This window comes from Streptomyces sp. Ru72, assembly GCF_002920635.1.
Taxonomy (GTDB): domain Bacteria; phylum Actinomycetota; class Actinomycetes; order Streptomycetales; family Streptomycetaceae; genus Streptomyces.
This window is the reverse complement of the sequence record NZ_PQSR01000056.1, coordinates 33,869-51,510: the sequence shown is the minus strand read 5'-3', so window position 1 is coordinate 51,510 and position 17,642 is coordinate 33,869. Positions and strand designations below refer to the sequence as shown.

18 protein-coding genes are annotated in these 17,642 nt (G+C 70.1%); 4 read left to right on the top strand and 14 right to left on the bottom strand.

All coding sequences use genetic code 11. The features are described from left to right. The 14 genes from C3488_RS41760 to C3488_RS24020 all read right to left on the bottom strand — a co-directional run. On the bottom strand, positions 1–180 hold a 180-nt coding region (locus tag C3488_RS41760), incomplete at its 3' end, for a Pro-rich N-terminal domain-containing protein (RefSeq protein WP_258053620.1). 228 nt (positions 181–408) lie between these two features. Beyond that, positions 409–1,500 (bottom strand): 3-dehydroquinate synthase, encoded by a 1,092-nt coding sequence (aroB, locus tag C3488_RS24085; RefSeq protein ID WP_103842683.1) that lies wholly within the window; start codon positions 1,498–1,500, stop codon positions 409–411. Continuing rightward, the gene (locus C3488_RS24080) at positions 1,497–2,015 is read right to left on the bottom strand and encodes a shikimate kinase (RefSeq protein ID WP_103842681.1); all 519 of its coding nucleotides are present in this window, start codon (positions 2,013–2,015) and stop codon (positions 1,497–1,499) included. The genes aroB and C3488_RS24080 overlap by 4 nt, the downstream gene beginning before the upstream one ends. Further along, entirely contained in the window at positions 2,012–3,196 is a 1,185-nt protein-coding gene (gene aroC / locus C3488_RS24075; RefSeq protein WP_103842679.1) for a chorismate synthase, read from the bottom strand. Before aroC ends, C3488_RS24080 begins: the two co-directional genes overlap by 4 nt. 214 nt (positions 3,197–3,410) lie before the next feature. Continuing rightward, positions 3,411–3,866: an acetyltransferase gene (locus C3488_RS24070; RefSeq protein WP_103842677.1), complete on the bottom strand. Its 456-nt coding sequence runs from the start codon at positions 3,864–3,866 to the stop codon at positions 3,411–3,413. A 164-nt stretch (positions 3,867–4,030) separates the two neighbouring features. Then, positions 4,031–4,870, bottom strand: a complete 840-nt coding sequence (locus C3488_RS24065) for a shikimate dehydrogenase (protein WP_103842675.1) — start codon at positions 4,868–4,870, stop codon at positions 4,031–4,033. Continuing rightward, positions 4,851–6,602: an endolytic transglycosylase MltG gene (gene mltG, locus C3488_RS24060; protein ID WP_103842673.1), complete on the bottom strand. Its 1,752-nt coding sequence runs from the start codon at positions 6,600–6,602 to the stop codon at positions 4,851–4,853. Before mltG ends, C3488_RS24065 begins: the two co-directional genes overlap by 20 nt. A gap of 123 nt (positions 6,603–6,725) precedes the next feature. Then, on the bottom strand, positions 6,726–7,190 hold the full coding sequence (gene ruvX, locus C3488_RS24050; protein ID WP_103842687.1) for a Holliday junction resolvase RuvX: 465 nt from the start codon (positions 7,188–7,190) through the stop codon (positions 6,726–6,728). 27 nt (positions 7,191–7,217) lie between these two features. Next, positions 7,218–9,890, bottom strand: a complete 2,673-nt coding sequence (gene alaS / locus C3488_RS24045) for an alanine--tRNA ligase (protein WP_103842671.1) — start codon at positions 9,888–9,890, stop codon at positions 7,218–7,220. Then, positions 9,890–10,240 carry a hypothetical protein gene (locus tag C3488_RS24040; protein WP_103842669.1) on the bottom strand — a complete coding sequence of 117 codons (351 nt, stop codon included), beginning with the start codon at positions 10,238–10,240 and terminating at the stop codon, positions 9,890–9,892. The genes alaS and C3488_RS24040 overlap by 1 nt, the downstream gene beginning before the upstream one ends. A gap of 3 nt (positions 10,241–10,243) precedes the next feature. Then, positions 10,244–10,714, bottom strand: a complete 471-nt coding sequence (locus C3488_RS24035) for a DUF948 domain-containing protein (RefSeq protein ID WP_103842667.1) — start codon at positions 10,712–10,714, stop codon at positions 10,244–10,246. Between the two features lie 178 nt (positions 10,715–10,892). Next, the gene (gene rpsD, locus C3488_RS24030) at positions 10,893–11,507 is read right to left on the bottom strand and encodes a 30S ribosomal protein S4 (protein WP_103842665.1); all 615 of its coding nucleotides are present in this window, start codon (positions 11,505–11,507) and stop codon (positions 10,893–10,895) included. 305 nt (positions 11,508–11,812) lie between these two features. Continuing rightward, positions 11,813–13,168, bottom strand: a complete 1,356-nt coding sequence (locus C3488_RS24025; protein ID WP_103842663.1) for a replication-associated recombination protein A — start codon at positions 13,166–13,168, stop codon at positions 11,813–11,815. Between the two features lie 46 nt (positions 13,169–13,214). Further along, entirely contained in the window at positions 13,215–13,871 is a 657-nt protein-coding gene (locus C3488_RS24020; protein ID WP_103842685.1) for a vitamin K epoxide reductase family protein, read from the bottom strand. A 141-nt stretch (positions 13,872–14,012) separates the two neighbouring features. Here C3488_RS24020 and C3488_RS24015 point away from each other — a divergent pair, with 141 nt between their 5' ends. The 4 genes from C3488_RS24015 to C3488_RS24000 are packed head-to-tail and all read left to right on the top strand — an operon-like array spanning position 14,013 to position 17,546. Continuing rightward, positions 14,013–14,879 (top strand): ABC transporter ATP-binding protein, encoded by an 867-nt coding sequence (locus C3488_RS24015; RefSeq protein ID WP_103842661.1) that lies wholly within the window; start codon positions 14,013–14,015, stop codon positions 14,877–14,879. After that, on the top strand, positions 14,876–15,721 hold the full coding sequence (locus C3488_RS24010; RefSeq protein ID WP_103842659.1) for an ABC transporter permease: 846 nt from the start codon (positions 14,876–14,878) through the stop codon (positions 15,719–15,721). The genes C3488_RS24015 and C3488_RS24010 overlap by 4 nt, the downstream gene beginning before the upstream one ends. Beyond that, complete coding sequence (locus C3488_RS24005; RefSeq protein ID WP_103842657.1) at positions 15,718–16,929, top strand: sensor histidine kinase; 1,212 nt, start codon at positions 15,718–15,720, stop codon at positions 16,927–16,929. The genes C3488_RS24010 and C3488_RS24005 overlap by 4 nt, the downstream gene beginning before the upstream one ends. Continuing rightward, positions 16,926–17,546: a response regulator transcription factor gene (locus C3488_RS24000; protein ID WP_103842655.1), complete on the top strand. Its 621-nt coding sequence runs from the start codon at positions 16,926–16,928 to the stop codon at positions 17,544–17,546. Before C3488_RS24005 ends, C3488_RS24000 begins: the two co-directional genes overlap by 4 nt. Positions 17,547–17,642: the final 96 nt, after the last annotated feature.

Genomic DNA, 17,642 nt, shown 5'->3' with positions numbered 1-17,642 from the left:
GGGAGGTGCTCCCGGGGGTACCGGTGGCTCCGCGAAGCCGGGCGTGGGCGTGGTCCGCGGTGCGGGGCCCGGGTGGGCGCCCGGCTGTCCCGGGTGGTGTGCGGCCGGTGACCAGGTGGTCGCCGGGCCGTGCCCCGGCTGGTGGGGCGGCGGCAGCGGAGCTCCCACTGCGTGCTGCATCCGGTGGCCACTCCGTCTCGTGTTGGGGCTCGCAGGCGTTCGACACTGGCAGCGGGGGTGCCCCGCTCCCTACCGAACGGTACCGTCCCCGGCCGCCGTTGTGTGAACGGCCGGGAGCGGCCCGAAGTGCCCATCCCCGCACGCGAGTCGGGGCAACGGGTCCCGAGGGGAACGAGTCGCCCGCCGCCCCCGACCGGACGAGCTACCACCCGACTTCGCCGTACCCGGCTACTGCCCGACCTCGCCGTACGCGGCGAGCAGAACGGCCGGGTCGGGGCCTTCCAGCACGGTGGGCTTGGCCAGGCCGTCCAGCACGATGAAGCGCAACAGGTCGCCGCGGGACTTCTTGTCGACCTTCATCGTCTCCAGCAGCTTGGGCCACTGGTCGTAGCGGTAGTGCAGCGGCAGCCCCACCGCCTCGAGGATCGTGCGGTGCCGGTCGGCGGTCGCGTCGTCCAACCGGCCCGCCAGACGCCCGAGTTCGGCCGCGAAGTGCATGCCGACGGCGACGGCGGCGCCGTGACGCCACTTGTACCGCTCGTTCTTCTCGATGGCGTGGCCGAGCGTGTGCCCGTAGTTGAGGATCTCCCTCAGGCCCGACTCCTTCAGGTCGGAGGAGACGACCTCCGCCTTGACCCTGATGGACCGCTCGATCAGCTCCGCGGTGTGCGGGCCGGCGGGGGTGCGGGCGGCCTGCGGGTCCGCCTCGATCAGCTCCAGGATCACCGGGTCGGCGATGAAACCGGCCTTGATGACCTCGGCGAGCCCGGAGACGTAGTCGTTGACCGGCAGGGAGTCCAGCGCCGCGAGGTCGCACAGCACGCCGGCGGGCGGGTGGAAGGCGCCGACCAGGTTCTTGCCCTCGGCGGTGTTGATGCCGGTCTTCCCGCCGACCGCCGCATCCACCATCGCCAGTACCGTGGTCGGGATCGCGATCCAGCGCACACCGCGCAGCCAGGTCGCGGCCACGAACCCGGCCAGGTCGGTGGTCGCTCCGCCGCCGACCCCGACGATGACGTCGGTGCGGGTGAAACCGGACTGGCCCAGGGCCTTCCAGCAGTAGGCGGCGACCTCTGCGGTCTTCGCCTCCTCCGCGTTGGGCACCTGGACGGCCACGGTCTCATAGCCCTGCTCGGCCAGGTCGGCGCGCAGCGCCTCGCCCGTCTCGGCCAGCGCCTCGGGGTGGATCACCGCGACCCGCTTGGCCTTGTGCCCGATCAACCCGGCGAGTTCGCCCAGGAGTTGGCGTCCGACCAGGACCTCGTAGGGGTCGGTGCCCGCGGTACCGGCGACCTGGATCCGCGTCACTGCCTCGCTCATGCTTCTTTCCACTCCAGTGCGTCAAGGACCGCTTGGGCGACCTCTTCGGGGCTGCGGCCGTCGGTGGCCACGACGGCCGTCGCGACCTCCTCGTACAGGTGACGGCGGGCCTCCATCAGCTCCCGCCACTGCCGGCGCGGGTTGACCGCCAGCAGCGGACGGGCCGTGTTCAGCCCGGTGCGCTTGACCGCCTCCTCGACGTCCATCGAGAGGTAGACGACACGGTGCGAGGCGAGCAGCGCGCGGATCTCGTCGTCGAGGATCGCTCCGCCACCCAGGGCGAGGACGCCGTCGTGCTCGGACAGGGCCTTGTGGACCGCCGCCTTCTCCAGAGCGCGGAAGGCCGGCTCACCCTCGTCCACGAAGATGTCGGCGATGGACCGTCCCTGCTCGGCCACGATGTCCTGGTCCGTGTCCCGGTAACCGACACCCAGCCGCTCGGCCAGCAACTGCCCCACCGTCGACTTGCCGACCCCCATCGGGCCGACCAGCACGACCACGGGCATCGCGCTCACCGGATCGCCAGGCTGTCGAGGTAGCCCCGTACGTTGCGGCGGGTCTCGGTCACGCTGTCACCGCCGAACTTCTCCGCCACCGCGTCCGCCAGGACCAGGGCGACCATCGCCTCGGCGACGATCCCGGCCGCCGGCACCGCGCACACGTCCGAGCGCTGGTGGTGGGCCTGCGCCGGCTCACCGGTTGCGACGTCCACCGTCTGCAGCGCCCGCGGCACCGTCGCGATCGGCTTCATCGCGGCGCGGACCCGCAGCAGCTCACCCGTGGACAGACCACCCTCGGTCCCGCCGGAGCGGCCAGTGGCCCGCTTGATGCCCTCGGGGGTGGTGACGATCTCGTCGTGCGCCTTCGAGCCAGGCACGCGCGCCAGCTCGAACCCGTCACCGACCTCGACGCCCTTGATCGCCTGGATGCCCATCAGCGCGGCCGCGAGGCGCGCGTCCAGCCGCCGGTCCCAGTGCACGTGAGACCCGAGCCCCACCGGGACGCCGTACGCGAGCACCTCGACCACGCCACCCAGCGTGTCGCCGTCCTTGTGCGCCTGGTCGATCTCCGCGACCATCGCCTTCGACGTGTCCGCGTCCAGGCACCGCACCGGATCCGCGTCCAGCCTCTCGACGTCGGCGGGGGTCGGGTAGACGCCGTAGGGGGCCTTGGCGGAGGCCAGCTCCACCACATGGGAGACGATCTCGATCCCGGCCGTCTCCTTCAGGTACGACCGCGCCACCGCACCCAGCGCCACACGCGCCGCCGTCTCCCGCGCCGAGGCCCGCTCCAGCACCGGGCGCGCCTCGTCGAACCCGTACTTCTGCATCCCCGCCAGGTCCGCGTGCCCCGGACGCGGCCGGGTCAGCGGCGCATTGCGGGCCAGCCCCTCAAGCACCTCGGGGTCGACCGGGTCGGCCGACATGACCTGTTCCCACTTGGGCCACTCCGTGTTGCCGACCATGATCGCCACCGGGGAGCCCAGGGTGAGACCGTGCCGGACACCGCCCAGGAACGTGACCTCGTCGCGCTCGAATTTCATCCGCGCGCCGCGTCCATAGCCCAGCCGCCGCCTCGCCAGGTGGTCCGCCACCGTCTCGGTGGTGATCGGCACGCCGGCGGGAAGGCCCTCCAGCGTCGCGACAAGTGCGGGACCGTGGGACTCCCCCGCGGTCAGCCAGCGCAACCTGCTCAACGATGCTCCTCATGCTCGCGCCTGGAACTGCGTTCTGCGACGGCGCGACCGGGTGCGCGGCCCTGGCCCGCCACTCCCGATCCTCCCATGTCCCGGCCCTGGACCCGGCCGGCGGTCCAGCTATCGGACGCGCACACCGCCAGGTGTCGCCGCTCGTCGGCCGAGTGCGGAACTCCCGGCGGCCGCACCCGGCAGCCGGGAACCCACCGGCGCGTCAGCCACAGTGACCGAAGCCGCTCGTGTAGCTGTCCCAGAAGATCCCGTTGTCGACGTACTCGATGCCGCCCGTGTACTTCACACACTTGTTCGCCGCGTACGCATAGACAGGGCCGGCGTAGTAGCTGTACACCGCCTTGTCCCGCTTCCAGCTTCCACCTTCGACGAGAATTCCGGCCTCAGTCGTGGCCCCATAGCCGACATATCCATTGATATGCATGGTCACGACGCAGTTGTAGCCGCTGGAAGCGTTGTAGAGGAGAGACACTCGCGCCGCGGGCTTGTCCGTGCTCTTGTCATAACCGACCGTGTGGGACTCCAGGACGTAGTAGCCCGAGCCGCACGCAGCCTCGGGTGTCGACGCGGCCGCTGCGGCCGGCGTGGCCCCGGCCAGCCCGACGATGCCCGCTATTCCCAGTGCAGATCCGACCGACAGGACGCGCTTTCCTATCACAATTCCTCTTCCGTGATCGCTACGAGACACCGCACGTTACCCGTCCCTCACGTCAAGATCACCCGGAATGGAGAATTCCGGATCAGCCGTTCATGGGCAACGCCAAGCCGATGTCCGGGCACCATCACTCGAAAGAAATCGATGCGCCCCGCCGACCCGGACGATCACGCGCGCGTAAGACCCCGTTCACCCGCCGCCCGCATCGCCGCGAGCGGCGCCGGCGCATGCCCGGTCATCTGCTCGACCTGGAGCACCGCCTGGTGCACCAGCAGGTCGAGGCCGCCGACGACCGCTCCCCCGTACGCCGACCAGCGGGCCGCGAGGTTCGTGGGCCACGGCTCGTACAGGACGTCGAAGAGCGTGGCCGGCCGCTCGGGGACGGCGGACGCGAGGGCATCCGTGGTGCCTGCGGGGGTCGTGGCGATCACCAGTGGCGCGCGCAGAGCCTGTGCGGCGTCGTCCCAGTCCTCGGTGCGCACCTCGACATCCAGCCGCTTACCCCACTCCCTCATCTCTGCCGCACGCGCCGCGCTGCGGACGTAGACGACGACCTCGCCCTCGCAGATCCGCGACAGCGCGGCCAGCGCGGACGAGGCGGTGGCTCCCGCACCGAGGATGGCCGCGGATTCGACACGGTCGATCCCGTGCTCGCTGAGCGCCTCGACCATGCCCGGGACATCGGTGTTGTCACCGAGGCGCCGCCCGTCCTCGGTGAACACGACCGTGTTGACCGCCTCGACGGAGGCCGCGGTGTCGCTGATCTCGTCAAGCAGCGGGATCACCGCGCGCTTGAGCGGCATGGTCAGCGAGAGCCCGGCCCACTCCGGCCCGAGCTTCTCGATGAATCCGGGCAGCGCCGCCTCGTCGACCTCGAACCGGTCGTACGTCCAGTCGGCCAGACCCAATTCCTCGTAAGCGGCGCGGTGCAGCACCGGAGAGAGGGAGTGGGCGATCGGCGAGCCGAGGACTGCGGCGCGCCGTGCCTCACCTTCCCGCACTGTCATTGAATTCGTCCCTGAGCTTCAGAAATTCCGCGTGAGTCTTCGCGAATTCCGTCTTTTCCATGCCGTCGGTCGCCACGAAATAGATCCAGCCATCACTGGTGGGGTTGAGCGCCGCCTCCAGCGCACTGTCGCCCGGATTGTCGATCGGCCCCGGCGGGAGACCCTTATGGGTGTAGGTGTTGTACGGGTCCTGATTGCTGTTGATCTCGGACGCGCTGATGCGGATCTTACTCTGACCCTTCAGGTAGTTGAAGGTCGAGTCGAACTGGAGCAGCTGGTTCGTCTCCGTGTTGGTCGGCTTGAGGCGGTTGTAGATCACCTCCGCCATCTTCCGGTAGTCGTCGTGCGTCTTTCCCTCCGCCTGGACGAGGCTCGCGACCGTCAGGAGCTGCAGCGGAGTCTGCAGGTCGAGGCCCTTGGCCTTGGCCTGGAGGCCGAACTCGGCGTACTTCTCCTTTGCCATGTCGACCATCTGTTTCAGGACGTCCTCGGGCTTCATGCCCTTGGCGACCGGATAGGCGGAGGGATAGAGGAAGCCCTCCAGCGGGTCCTTGATCTCCTTGCTGCTGTTGGCCCAGTCGGGCAGACCGAAGGTCGACCACTCCTTCTTGGCGACGTCCCGGGTGGTTCCCGGCTTGAGCTGCAGCCGCTGGTCGATCGCCGCGTAGATCTTGGTGTTGCGCCACCCCTCGGCGATGATCAGGTTGTTCTTGCTCTTCGGGCTGAGCATCAGCTGCACGGCGGCGGCCGCGGACATGTGCTTGTTCAGCGTGTACGTGCCCGCCTGGATGCTCTTGCCGTCGGGGTTCTGCTCCTGTGCCGCGACGAACGCGTCGACGCTCTTGACGACACCGGCCTGTTTCAGCACCCGGCCGATGGTGTAACCGCCGGCGCCCTTCGGAATGGTGACCGTGACCTGTTCGCCGTCGCCCTCACCCACGTAGTCGGGCGCCGCGCCGAAACGATTTTGGTAGAACTGGTATCCGAAATATCCGACTGTGCCGATACCGCCGCCGAAGACCAGTACGACCACCAGGCAGGCGCATCCGTTGCGGCGCTTCTTGCCCTTGACGGTCTTGCCGCCCCGGCCCCGCCGGTCACCGCGGCCCCGCCGACCGTCCGGCTCGTCGGCGTCTTCCTCGTCGTCGCCGTCCGCGAAAACGGCGTGCTCTCCCTCCTGGGGGTCGGGGTCCCAGTCGGTCTTCGGTTCCGGCTCGGCGTGCCGCCGGTTCGGCGGCTCCGGCGGCGGATACGCGTCGGGCGTCTGGTAGAAGTCGGGCTGCTCGCCGCCGTACGCACCGGGCTGGGCGCCGTAGGGGTCGGCCGGGTCGGGGGCGTACGGCACATGGGCCTGCCCGCCGCCGTCCCATCCGCCATTGCCGTAGTCCTGCTGCCCCTGACCGGGGTACCGCTGCTCGTACTCTCCCTGCCGGCCCGGGTACTGCTGCTCGTACTGCGCCTGCGCGTCGTAGGACTGTCCGTCCGGATACTGTCCCGGCTGCTGGTACTGCTGGTCCGCGTACTGCTGGTAGCCCTGGTGCCCCTGGTCGTGCGTGCCCTGGCGGCCGCCTCCCCAGTCGCCGTAGTGCTGCTGCGGCTGCTCCGGGTGGTGCTGGCCGCCGTGCGGGGACTGGGCGGCGTGGCCCTCGTGTCCTGCCCATCCGTCGTCCCCGTACAACGGGTCCTCCGGATGCCACGGTGTGGAGCCTGGGCCCCGGCCATACTCAGTCATCGATCCCCTAGAGCCGCGAGGCTTCAGGTTGCGCGGCGCTGTGACCCGGCTCCCGTCCCGCCTCTCTCTGTGCGGTGGCTGTTCGAACACCATCGCATCGCGCGGAACGTTACCGTATCGCGATCAGATGACCACTTCGACGCCTTCGCCAGGAGATTTCCCTGACACCCGTTCGGATTCCAGCGCCTGCTGCAGGATGATGACGGCGGCCGCCTGGTCGATCACCGAGCGGCCCTTCTTCGATTTCACGCCGGAGGCCCGCAGCCCCTGACCGGCCGTCACCGTGGTCATGCGCTCGTCCACCAGCCTGACCGGAACCGGTGCGATCATGCGCGCCAACTCCTGCGCGAAACCACGGACCTTGACCGCCGCCGGGCCCTCGCCCCCCTTGAGGGAGCGAGGGAGTCCGACGACGACCTCGATCGGCTCGTACTCCTCGACGAGCTGCTTCAGTCGCCGCTGGGCGGCCGGGACGTCCCGCCCCGGTACCGTTTCCACCGGGGTGGCGAGGATCCCGTCGGGGTCGCAGGAGGCGACCCCGATCCGGGCGTCGCCGACGTCGATCGCGAGTCGGCGTCCTCTTCTCATCGTCACGACCGTTTCTTGACCGATTCTTTACTTGGCGGTCTCGGCGACCAGACGCTCCACGGCGTCGACGGCCTCGCCGACCGCGGCCGGGTTCTGACCGCCGCCCTGGGCGACGTCCGGCTTGCCGCCACCGCCGCCGCCGAGGGTCTTGGCGGCGGTGCGGACCAGGTCACCGGCCTTCAGGCCGCGCTCGCGGGCGGCCTCGTTGGTGGCGATGACCGTCAGCGGCTTGCCGCCCGTGACGGTGAACAGGGCGACCACGGCGGCCCGGCCGCCCTGGATGCGGCCACGCACGTCGAGGACCAGCTTGCGCAGGTCGTCGGGCGTGGTGCCGTCCGGGACCTGACCGGTGACGACGGCGACGCCGTGGACGTCCTTGGCGGACTCGGCGAGCCCGGCGGCGGCCTGGAGCACCTTCTCGGCGCGGAACTTCTCGATCTCCTTCTCGGCGTCCTTCAGCCGGGCGAGCATGCCGGAGATCTTCTCGGGCAGCTCCTCCGGGCGGCCCTTGAGCAGCTCGGTGAGCTGGTTGACGACCGTGTGTTCGCGGGCGAGGAAGTTGTAGGCGTCCACACCGACCAGGGCCTCGATACGGCGCACACCGGAGCCGATGGAGGACTCGCCGAGCAGCTTCACCAGACCCAGCTGGGCGGTGTTGTGCACGTGGGTCCCGCCGCACAGCTCCTTGGAGAAGTCGCCGATGGTCACGACGCGGACGCGCTCGCCGTACTTCTCGCCGAACTCGGCGATGGCGCCCTGCTTCTTGGCGTCGTCGATGCCCATGATCTCGGCGTGCACGTCGAGGTCGCGGGCCAGCACCTCGTTGATCTTCTGCTCGACATCGGTCATCACGGCCGTCGGTACGGCCGCCGGGGAGCCGAAGTCGAAGCGGAAGCGGCCCGGCTGGTTCTCGGAACCGGCCTGGGCGGCCGTCGGGCCGAGGGCGTCGCGCAGGGCCTGGTGGGTGAGGTGGGTGGCCGAGTGGGCGCGGGCGATGGCCTTGCGGCGACGGGCGTCGATGGTGGCGTGGGCCTTGGCCCCGACGGTCACCTCACCGACCTGGACGACGCCCTTGTGGACGTAGACGCCCGGGACCGGCTTCTGGCAGTCGCGGACCTCGATGACGGCACCGGAGTCGGCCTTGATGCGGCCGGTGTCACCGATCTGGCCACCGCCCTCGGCGTAGAACGGGGTGCGGTCGAGGACGATCTCGACCTCGTCGCCCTCGGTGGCGGCCGGGGAGGACACGCCGTCGACCAGGATGCCGACGATCGTGGACTCGCCCTCGGTGTCGGTGTATCCGATGAAGTCGGTCGCACCGGCGGTGTCGGCGATCTCGCGGTAGGCCCCGAGGTCGGCGTGACCGGTCTTCTTGGCCTGGGCGTCGGCCTTGGCGCGCTCCCGCTGCTCCTTCATCAGGCGGCGGAAGCCGTCCTCGTCCACGGACAGGCCCTGCTCGGCGGCCATCTCCAGGGTGAGGTCGATCGGGAAGCCCCAGGTGTCGTGGAGCAGGAAGGCCTTGTCGCCGGGCAGGACTGCGGAACCGGCGGCCTTGGTCTCGGCGACGGCGGTGTCCAGGACGTTCGTGCCGGCGTTGAGCGTCTTGAGGAAGCGGGACTCCTCGGCGAGGGCGACCTTCTCGATGCGCTCGCGGTCGGTGACGAGCTCGGGGTACTGCTTGCCCATCATCTCGATCACGGTGTCGAGGAGCTCCTTGACGACCGGACCGGTGGCGCCGAGCAGGCGCATGTTGCGGATGGCGCGGCGCATGATGCGGCGCAGGACATAGCCGCGGCCCTCGTTGCCGGGGGTGACGCCGTCGCCGATGAGCATGGTGGCGGTGCGCATGTGGTCGGTGACCACACGCAGCGAGACGTCCGAGTCGTGGGCGTCGCCGTAGCGGACGCCCGTCAGCTCGGTGGCCTTGTCGATCACGGCCATGGAGGTGTCGATCTCGTACATGTTCTGCACGCCCTGCAGAATCATGGCGAGCCGCTCGAGGCCGAGGCCGGTGTCGATGTTCTTGCTCGGCAGGTCCCCGAGGATCTCGAAGTTGTCCTTGCCGGTGCCCTCGCCGCGCTCGTACTGCATGAAGACGAGGTTCCAGATCTCCACGTACCGCTCGTCGTTGACGGCGGGACCGCCCTCGACGCCGAACTCGGGGCCGCGGTCGTAGTTGATCTCGGAGCAGGGACCGCAGGGGCCGGGGACGCCCATGGACCAGAAGTTGTCCTTCATGCCGAGGCGCTGGATGCGCTCGGCGGGGACGCCGACGACGTCACGCCAGATCTGCTCGGCCTCGTCGTCGTCCTTGTAGACGGTGATCCACAGCCGGTCGGGCTCGAGGCCGTAACCGCCCTTGTCCTGGGGTGTGGTGAGCAGCTCCCAGGCGAGCTTGATGGCGCCTTCCTTGAAGTAGTCGCCGAAGGAGAAGTTGCCGCACATCTGGAAGAACGTGCCGTGCCGCGTGGTCTTGCCGACCTCTTCGATGTCGGGCGTGCGCACGCACTTCTGCACGCTGGTGGCGCGCGGGTAGGGCGGCTTGACCTCGCCCAGGAAGTAGGGCTTGAAGGGCACCATGCCGGCCGGGACGAGCAGCAGAGTCGGGTCGTCCGCGATGAGCGACGCCGAAGGGACGACGGTGTGACCGCGCTCCTCGAAGAAGCTCAACCAGCGGCGGCGGATCTCAGCCGACTCCATCAGTGGTCCTCATTCCGGTTGTACGAGTACGTCGTGGTCTCGACGTACTTCGGGCTGTTGCGGTTCTCGATGGCGGCGTACCGCCGGGGTCCGGGGAGTTCGGGCTCGACGGCGGCGTTCAGACCGAGCGCGTCGCCGAGTTCGGCCTCCCGCCGGTTCATGTTGTCGCGGACGTCGAGGGCGAATTCCACCGCGCGGTCCTTGAGCCGGTGGCCGGCCTCGATCGCCTTGTTCGCCGCTGTCGCGGCCAGGCTCTCGGGGCTCAGCTGCTTCAGCTTGCGATTGACCTTGGTGGTGGCCCACACACCGGCGGCGACGCCTGTGGTGAACCAGAACGTACGGCGGAACATTCGCTAGTCCTTCTTCCGCTTCGCCCGTCGCGGGGACGGGACGGTGCGGCCCACGATCACGGTACGTCGGGGGGCCTTGGCGGGCACGTTCTCCCGGCGGCCGGCGATCGCCCGGCGTACGCCGTAGCCGAAGGCCGCGACCTTGACCAGGGGGCCGCCGAAGGTCGAGGCGACGGTCGTCGACAGCGCGGACGCGTTGGAGGTGACCTCCTGGACGTCCGACGCGATGGCGTCGACGCGGTCGATCTGGGTCTGCGCGGAGCGCACCGCGGCGGAGGCGTCGGCCAGCAGCGGGACGGCCTGGTCGGTCACGTCCGCCACCAGCTTGGTGGTCGCCTTGAGCGTCTGGGCCAGCCTCGCCAGCGCCACGGCGAGGAAGGAGACCAGGATCGCCCAGAAGACGGCCACCAGGATCCCGGCCACTTCTCCACCGGACACTGTTGTGCACCCGCTCCCTGGAACGTGCCTGAACATCGAAAAGTCGGTTCCCCGAGCCTATCGCGCCCGGGCGGCCGCTCCGTACCGGATTAGGGCTGCGGCCGACGGGCTCGAGGGGAGCCGATGTGCGAAAGCCCGCCGTCCGCCCGCCCTCAAGGGGCGGGAAGACGACGGGCTCTGCCGGGGTGGGAGTGCTACGTCCGCCGGAAAGTGATCAGCGGGCGTAGTACTCGACGACGAGCTGCTCGTCGCAGATCACCGGGATCTCCTTGCGGTTCGGCTCGCGGTCCAGGCGGAACGCCAGGGCCTTGAGGTTCACCTGGAGGTAGCGCGGGGTCTCGCCGTCGGGGGCGAAGCCACCCTCGCGGGCGACCTGGAAGAGCGCCTTCTCGCGGCTGCGCTCGCGGACCATCACGACGTCGTCGGGACGCACGCGGTACGACGGCTTGTCGACCTTGTGGCCGTTGACCTCGATGTGGCCGTGGACGACCATCTGGCGGGCCTGGTAGATGGTGCGGGCGATGCCCGAACGCAGGACCAGGGCGTCGAGACGGCGCTCGAGCTCGATGATCAGGGCCTCACCGGTCTTGCCCTGGACCTTGGAGGCACGCTCGTAGGCGCGGACGAGCTGGCGCTCGGACACGTCGTACTGCGCGCGCAGACGCTGCTTCTCCAGCAGACGGACCTTGTAGTCCGAGTTCTGCTTGCGGCCGCGACCGTGCTCACCCGGCGGGTAGGGGCGGGCCTCGAAGTACTTGACGGCCTTCGGGGTCAGCGCGATACCGAGGGCACGCGACTTCTTGACCTTGGGGCGGGACTGGTTCGCCACTGTCTTTGTCTCTTTCCTAGTTTTCCGGCCTGTCAGGGTTGAGGGAGGTCGCATCCGCAGCCGGGGAATCCCGCCGGGTCCGCATGGGACCTGCCGGGCAGCCGCTCCCCTGGTCTGGGCACATACGTGCAGCACGCGAGTGGCCCACCTACCTCTCCCAGGGCTTTGGGCGGTGGTGGGCTGCCCGCGACACCGTTCGACGGTGCGCGACGCTCCTGGAGTCCGTCCCCAAGGACTGGATCTCCGGCTGGGTGTCCCGCTCTGACTGCGCGGAACTCAGCACTTCGGGTCAGTCTACAGGCCGCCTAGGACTGCCTGCGACCGAGGTGCTTACGCGTCCACTCCACGGCGTCCGCGTACCGCGCCTCGGCGCCGTGGCGGGTCGGCGTGTAGTACTCGCGGTCCTTGAGGGCGTCCGGGGCGTACTGCTGGGCGGCGATGCCCTCCGGCAGATCGTGCGGGTAGACGTACCCCTGGGCGTGGCCGAGCTTGGCCGCGCCCTTGTAGTGGCCGTCGCGCAGATGCGGGGGCACGGGTCCGGCCAGCCCCTTGCGGACGTCCTCCAGGGCCGCGCCTATCGCCATGGTCGCCGCGTTGGACTTCGGAGCCAGGGCGAGGGCGATGGTGGCGTGGCTGAGGGTCAGCGCGGCCTCCGGGAAGCCGATCATGGCGACGGCCTGGGCGGCGGCGACGGCGATCGGCAGCGCGTTCGGATCGGCGAGGCCGATGTCCTCACTGGCCGAGATCATCAGGCGGCGGGCGATGAAGCGGGGATCCTCCCCGGCCTCGATCATCCGGGCCAGGTAGTGCAGGGCCGCGTCGACGTCGGAGCCGCGGATGGACTTGATGAGGGCGCTGGCCACGTCGTAGTGCTGGTCGCCGTCGCGGTCGTACTTGACGGCGGCCCGGTCGACGGTCTCCTCCAGCGTCGTGAGGCCGATCTCCGTCTCACCCTTGTCCAGGGCGGCTCCGGCGGCGGCCTCCAGGGCGGTCAGGGCGCGCCGGGCGTCGCCGCCGGCGATCCGCAGCAGGTGGTCCTCTGCGTCCTCGGGGAGCGTGACGGCGTCCTTGAGGCCGCGCTCGTCGGTCAGGGCCCGGCGGATCAGTCCGCGGACGTCGTCGTCCGTGAGCGGTTCGAGGGTGAGCAGGAGCGAGCGGGACAGCAACGGGGAGATCACCGAGAAGTACGGGTTCTCGGTGGTCGCCGCGATCAGGGTCACCCAGCGGTTCTCGACGGCGGGGAGGAGGGAGTCCTGCTGGGCCTTGCTGAAGCGGTGGATCTCGTCCAGGAACAGGACGGTCTCCTTGCCGAAGCCTCCGCTCGCCCGACGGGCGCCGTCGATGACCGCGCGGACCTCCTTCACGCCCGCGGTGATCGCCGACAGCTCCACGAACCGCTTGTTGGTGGCCTTGGAGACGACATACGCCAGTGTCGTCTTGCCGGTCCCGGGCGGGCCCCACAGGATCACCGAGGAGGGGCCGGCGGGGCCGCCGTTGCCCTCACCGACCAGTCTGCGCAGCGGGGATCCGGGCTTGAGCAGGTGCTGCTGGCCCACCACCTCGTCGAGGGTGCGCGGGCGCATGCGGACGGCCAGGGGACTGGCGCTCGGGTCCTTCTCCTGGCGTTCTTCTGCTGCGGCGGTGAACAGGTCGGGCTCCACGAGGAAAACCCTAAGTCACCGCACTGACAACGCTCCCGGAGCGGGCTCACGCCCAGAGCTGGCTGCCCCACCGGGTCAGGATCAGCATGGCGATGACACCGCAGTGCGTGACCGGCAGCACCCAGGTGAACTCGCCGAGGAAGTTCTTCACCGGGCGCGGGGCGGGCAGGAAGTCGTTGCGGACGTTGAACGAGGTGACGTACCAGAACATGGTGATCGTGGCGACCCAGGCCAGCGAGCACCACAGGCACAGCGCGTTGATCCGGTACAGCGACTCGAACTGCAGCCAGGTGACGAAGCCCACGCCGAACAGCGTGCCGAAGTTGAAGGTCAGCCAGTACCAGCGGGGGAAGCGGGCACGGGCGAGCAGGCTCATGCCGACGCAGATGACGATGCCGTAGCAGACGAGGCCGAGCATCGGGTTGGGGAAGCCGAAGGCGGCGGCCTGCTTGCTCTCCATCACGCTGCCGCAGGACACGATCGGGTTGATGCTGCAGCTGGGGGTGAACGTCTTGCCGCTCACCTTGCCCTCGAGGATCTTGAACTTGTCGATCGTGATGACCCACGCGGCGAGCAGACCGGCCGCACCGGTGATCACCAGCAGCAGGCCGAACGCGCGGCTGCCGCCCACTGTGCCGGGCGTGTGCGTGCTTGCCGGCTCGGTGGATCCGGTGGGGACGTCCTTGACTGTCGTCTTGCTCATCACGCCGCTTCCGATGCTCGAGAGGTGGACCTGCGGGTTGGGCTCATTGTGCCGCACGCGCGCGTGTGTCCACCGTTCGATGGACATAAGGAAGTACGCGCGGTCGTCCCGGAGCGTTCGGTTCCGGCCGAGGCTCGTCGTATGACCACACAGGCGAACGGACTCGCGGTGGACGTACGGGGGCTGCGCAAGCAGTACGGGGACGTGACCGCGGTCGACGGAATCGATCTGGGAATCCGGCGCGGCGAGGTTTTCGGCCTGCTCGGGCCCAACGGCGCGGGCAAGACCACCACCGTGGAGATCCTCCAGGGCAACCGCGACCGGGACTCGGGTGAGGTGTCCGTCCTCGGGGTGGACCCGGCGGGGGGCACGCGCGCGTGGCGCTCGAAAGTGGGAATCGTCTGGCAGGACGAATCGGCGCCCGCGGAGTTGACGGTCCGCGAGACGGTGCGGCACTTCGCGCGCTACTACCCGCGTCCGCGCGACCCGGAGCAGGTCATCGCCCTGGTGGGCCTCGAGGCGAAGGCGAACAGCCGGATCAAGGCGCTCTCCGGCGGCCAGCGCCGTCGCCTCGACGTGGCCCTCGGTGTGATCGGTGACCCCGAGCTGCTGCTCCTGGACGAGCCGACGACCGGTTTCGACCCGGCGGCCCGGCGCCAGTTCTGGGAGCTGATCCGTCTGCTCGCCGACGAGGGCACGACGATCCTGCTCACCACGCACTACCTGGAGGAGGCGGAGGCCCTGGCGCACCGGCTGGCGGTCGTCGCCCGGGGCCGGGTGGTCGCCGAGGGCACCCCGACCGCGCTGCGGGACCGATTCGGCAGCGAGGCCGTCGTCGAGTGGACCGAGGCGGACGGCAGCCGGCGCCACGAGCACACCGGCACACCGACCCGGACGGTCGCCGAGCTGGCCCGGCGCTTCGACGGAGAGATCCCGGGTCTGCGGGTCGGCCGTCCCACCCTGGAGGACGTGTATCTGCGCCTGACCGGACAGGAGGACGCGCGATGACCACGACGGCCCTGCGGCCCCGGGCCCAGGCCGTTGCCGAACGGCTGCCCGGGGCCTGGACGCTCGGCCTGCACCGGGGTGTGCTGGAGATCAGGCAGTTCTTCCGGCAGCGCGACCAGGTGGTGTTCACCTTCGCGTTCCCGGTCGTCTTCCTGTTCCTGTTCGCGTCGATCTTCCACGACGCCGTGGGCGTCAAGGGGGTCACCGCATCGCAGCTGTACGTGCCCGCGATGATGGCCTCGGGGATCATGTCGACCAGCTTCCAGTCCCTGGGGATCTCGATCGCGGTCGAGCGCGACGAGAAGGTGCTGCGCAGACTGCGCGGCACGCCGATGCCGCCGGCTGCCTACTTCCTGGGGAAGATCTGGCTGGTGCTGTTCACCGGCGTCCTGGAGACGGCGATCCTGCTGCTGGTCGGCACCACGCTGTACGGCGTGGACCTGCCGTCGGACGCCGGGAGGTGGCTCGACTTCGGCTGGATCTTCGTGCTCGGGCTGACGGCGTGCGCGCTGCTCGGCATCGCTGTCAGCTCGGTGCCCAAGTCGGGCAAGAGCGCCAGCTCGGTGGTCGTTCTCCCGTTCCTGGTGCTGCAGTTCGTCTCCGGTGTGTACATCTCCGTCGCCACCATCCCGCGCTGGATGCTGAACATCGGTGCCCTGTTCCCGCTGAAGTGGCTGTGCCAGGGGTTGCGGGGGGTGTTCCTGCCCGATTCGGCGCGGGTCCTGGAAGAGGCGGGGAGCTGGGAGTTCGGGCGGATCGCCCTGGTGCTCGGGGCCTGGTGCGTCGGAGGATTGGCGCTGTGTCTGCTGACCTTCCGGTGGAAGAGCCGGCGCGACGGATGACGGAACCGCGCCAGGCGCTGGACGCGCACGCGTGGGACCGTTCGATCGGGCTGTGGGACGCGTACTTCGCGGTCGCCTGGGTGGCCACCCTGGCGTTCGTGGGTGCCGCCGACCGGCCGGGGTGGCCCGCGCGTGCCGTGGCGGCCGGGCTGCTGGTGGCACTCGTGCCCTGGTACGTGGTGCTGGGGCGCGGGCTGCTCCGGGAGGATCCGCCCGATGAGCGCCGGGCCCTTGTGTACCTCGGCGGGGCGATGGCGCTGTTCCTGCCGTCGGCGATCCTGGCCGACGGAATGCGGCTGGTGTCGTTCGCGCTGATCCCGCAGTGCTTCATGACGCTGCGGACGCGCTGGGCGCTGACCGCGGTGACGGTGATCAATCTGGTGCCGCTGGTGGGCTGGGCGTTGCTGTGGCACCCCCGTGGCAGGGACCTCTTCTCCAGTTCCCTCTTCACCGCGGTCACCCTGGTGTTCTCGGTGGTCATCGGTGGCTGGATCATCCGCATCATCGAGCAGAGCTGGGGGCGGGCCGAGCTGATCGCGGAGCTGGAGGCCAGTCGGCACGAGATCTCGCGGCTCTCGGCGGCGCACGGGGCGCTCGCCGAGCGGGAGCGGCTCTCCCGGGAGATCCACGACACGCTCGCGCAGGGCTTCACCAGCCTGCTGATGCTGGTGCAGGCGGTGGAGGCCGAGCTGGAGCACGACGTACCGCAGGCCCGGCGTCATCTGGCGCTGATGGCCGAGACGGCCCGGCAGAACCTGGCGGAGGCGCGGGCGCTGGTGGCCGGGGGCGCGCCGGCCGACCTGGAGGGGGCCTCGCTGCCGGACGCGTTGCGGCGGCTGGCGGCACGGCACGACGCGGAGGTGGAGGTCGCGGGGCCGGTGCGGGCGCTGCCGGCCGGGCCGGAGGTGGTGGTGCTGCGGTCGTGCCAGGAGGCGCTGGCCAACGCCCGTAAGCATGCGGGCGGTTCCGCCTCGGTGGCGATAGCGCTGACGTACTCCGACGAGACGCTGACGGTGTCCGTCCGGGACGACGGCTGCGGTTTCGACCCGGAAGCGCCCACCGGGGGCTACGGTCTGAGCGGGCTGCGTGCGCGGGCCGCCGAGGCGGGTGGCACGGCGGAGGTCCGCAGCGCGCCTGGCGAGGGCACCGTCGTGACCGTGCGGCTGCCTGTCCTGCCCGTTCTGCCTGTTCTCGGGGGTGCTTCATGATCCGGATCGTCCTCGCCGACGACCATCCCGTCGTACGGGAGGGGCTGCGCGCGATGCTCAGCGCCGAGCCCGATCTGGAGGTCGTCGCGGACGCGTCGAGCGGACCGCAGGCGGAGGCGCTGGCGGCGGAACTCCGTCCGGACATCGTGCTGATGGACCTGCGGATGCCGGGTGAGGGGGCTGGACTCGATCGAGCGGATGACGGAGCCGGGTTGCCCTGCCGGGTGATCGTGCTGACGACGTACGAGACGGACCGGGACATCCTGCGGGCGGTGGAGGCGGGAGCGGCGGGTTACCTGCTGAAGGACCTGCCGCGGGGTGAGCTGGCGGAGGCGGTCCGTGCGGCGGCGCGCGGCGAGACGGTTCTGGCGCCGTCGGTCGCGGCCCGCCTGGTGGACCGGCTTCGGGCCCGGCCGGAACGGCCGCGGCTGTCGGAACGGGAGACGGCGGTGTTGCGGCTGGTGGCGGAGGGGTGCACGAATGCGGAGATCGGACGGCGATTGTTCATCGGTGAGTCGACCGTGAAGACGCACCTGCTGCGGGTGTTCGGGAAGCTGGGGGTGGATGATCGGACGGCGGCGGTCACGAGTGCGATGCGGTACGGCTTGCTCGACTGAGGGGTTCCGCCCCCGGCGCCCCCACCCGTCCCGTCCTCCGGGGCTCCGCCCCGTCGACGCCACAGGGGCTCCGCCCCGGCCCCGGCACGGACCGCG

What these genes read in the sequence shown, in the direction of transcription:
- aroB (WP_103842683.1), bottom strand. Translation starts at nt 1,500, where the DNA reads ATGAGCGAGGCAGTGACGCGGATCCAGGTCGCCGGTACCGCGGGCACC.
- C3488_RS24065 (WP_103842675.1), bottom strand. Translation starts at nt 4,870, where the DNA reads ATGACAGTGCGGGAAGGTGAGGCACGGCGCGCCGCAGTCCTCGGCTCG.
- mltG (WP_103842673.1), bottom strand. Translation starts at nt 6,602, where the DNA reads ATGACTGAGTATGGCCGGGGCCCAGGCTCCACACCGTGGCATCCGGAG.
- ruvX (WP_103842687.1), bottom strand. Translation starts at nt 7,190, where the DNA reads ATGAGAAGAGGACGCCGACTCGCGATCGACGTCGGCGACGCCCGGATC.
- alaS (WP_103842671.1), bottom strand. Translation starts at nt 9,890, where the DNA reads ATGGAGTCGGCTGAGATCCGCCGCCGCTGGTTGAGCTTCTTCGAGGAG.
- C3488_RS24040 (WP_103842669.1), bottom strand. Translation starts at nt 10,240, where the DNA reads ATGTTCCGCCGTACGTTCTGGTTCACCACAGGCGTCGCCGCCGGTGTG.
- C3488_RS24035 (WP_103842667.1), bottom strand. Translation starts at nt 10,714, where the DNA reads ATGTTCAGGCACGTTCCAGGGAGCGGGTGCACAACAGTGTCCGGTGGA.
- C3488_RS24020 (WP_103842685.1), bottom strand. Translation starts at nt 13,871, where the DNA reads ATGAGCAAGACGACAGTCAAGGACGTCCCCACCGGATCCACCGAGCCG.
- C3488_RS24015 (WP_103842661.1), top strand. Translation starts at nt 14,013, where the DNA reads ATGACCACACAGGCGAACGGACTCGCGGTGGACGTACGGGGGCTGCGC.
- C3488_RS24010 (WP_103842659.1), top strand. Translation starts at nt 14,876, where the DNA reads ATGACCACGACGGCCCTGCGGCCCCGGGCCCAGGCCGTTGCCGAACGG.
- C3488_RS24005 (WP_103842657.1), top strand. Translation starts at nt 15,718, where the DNA reads ATGACGGAACCGCGCCAGGCGCTGGACGCGCACGCGTGGGACCGTTCG.
- C3488_RS24000 (WP_103842655.1), top strand. Translation starts at nt 16,926, where the DNA reads ATGATCCGGATCGTCCTCGCCGACGACCATCCCGTCGTACGGGAGGGG.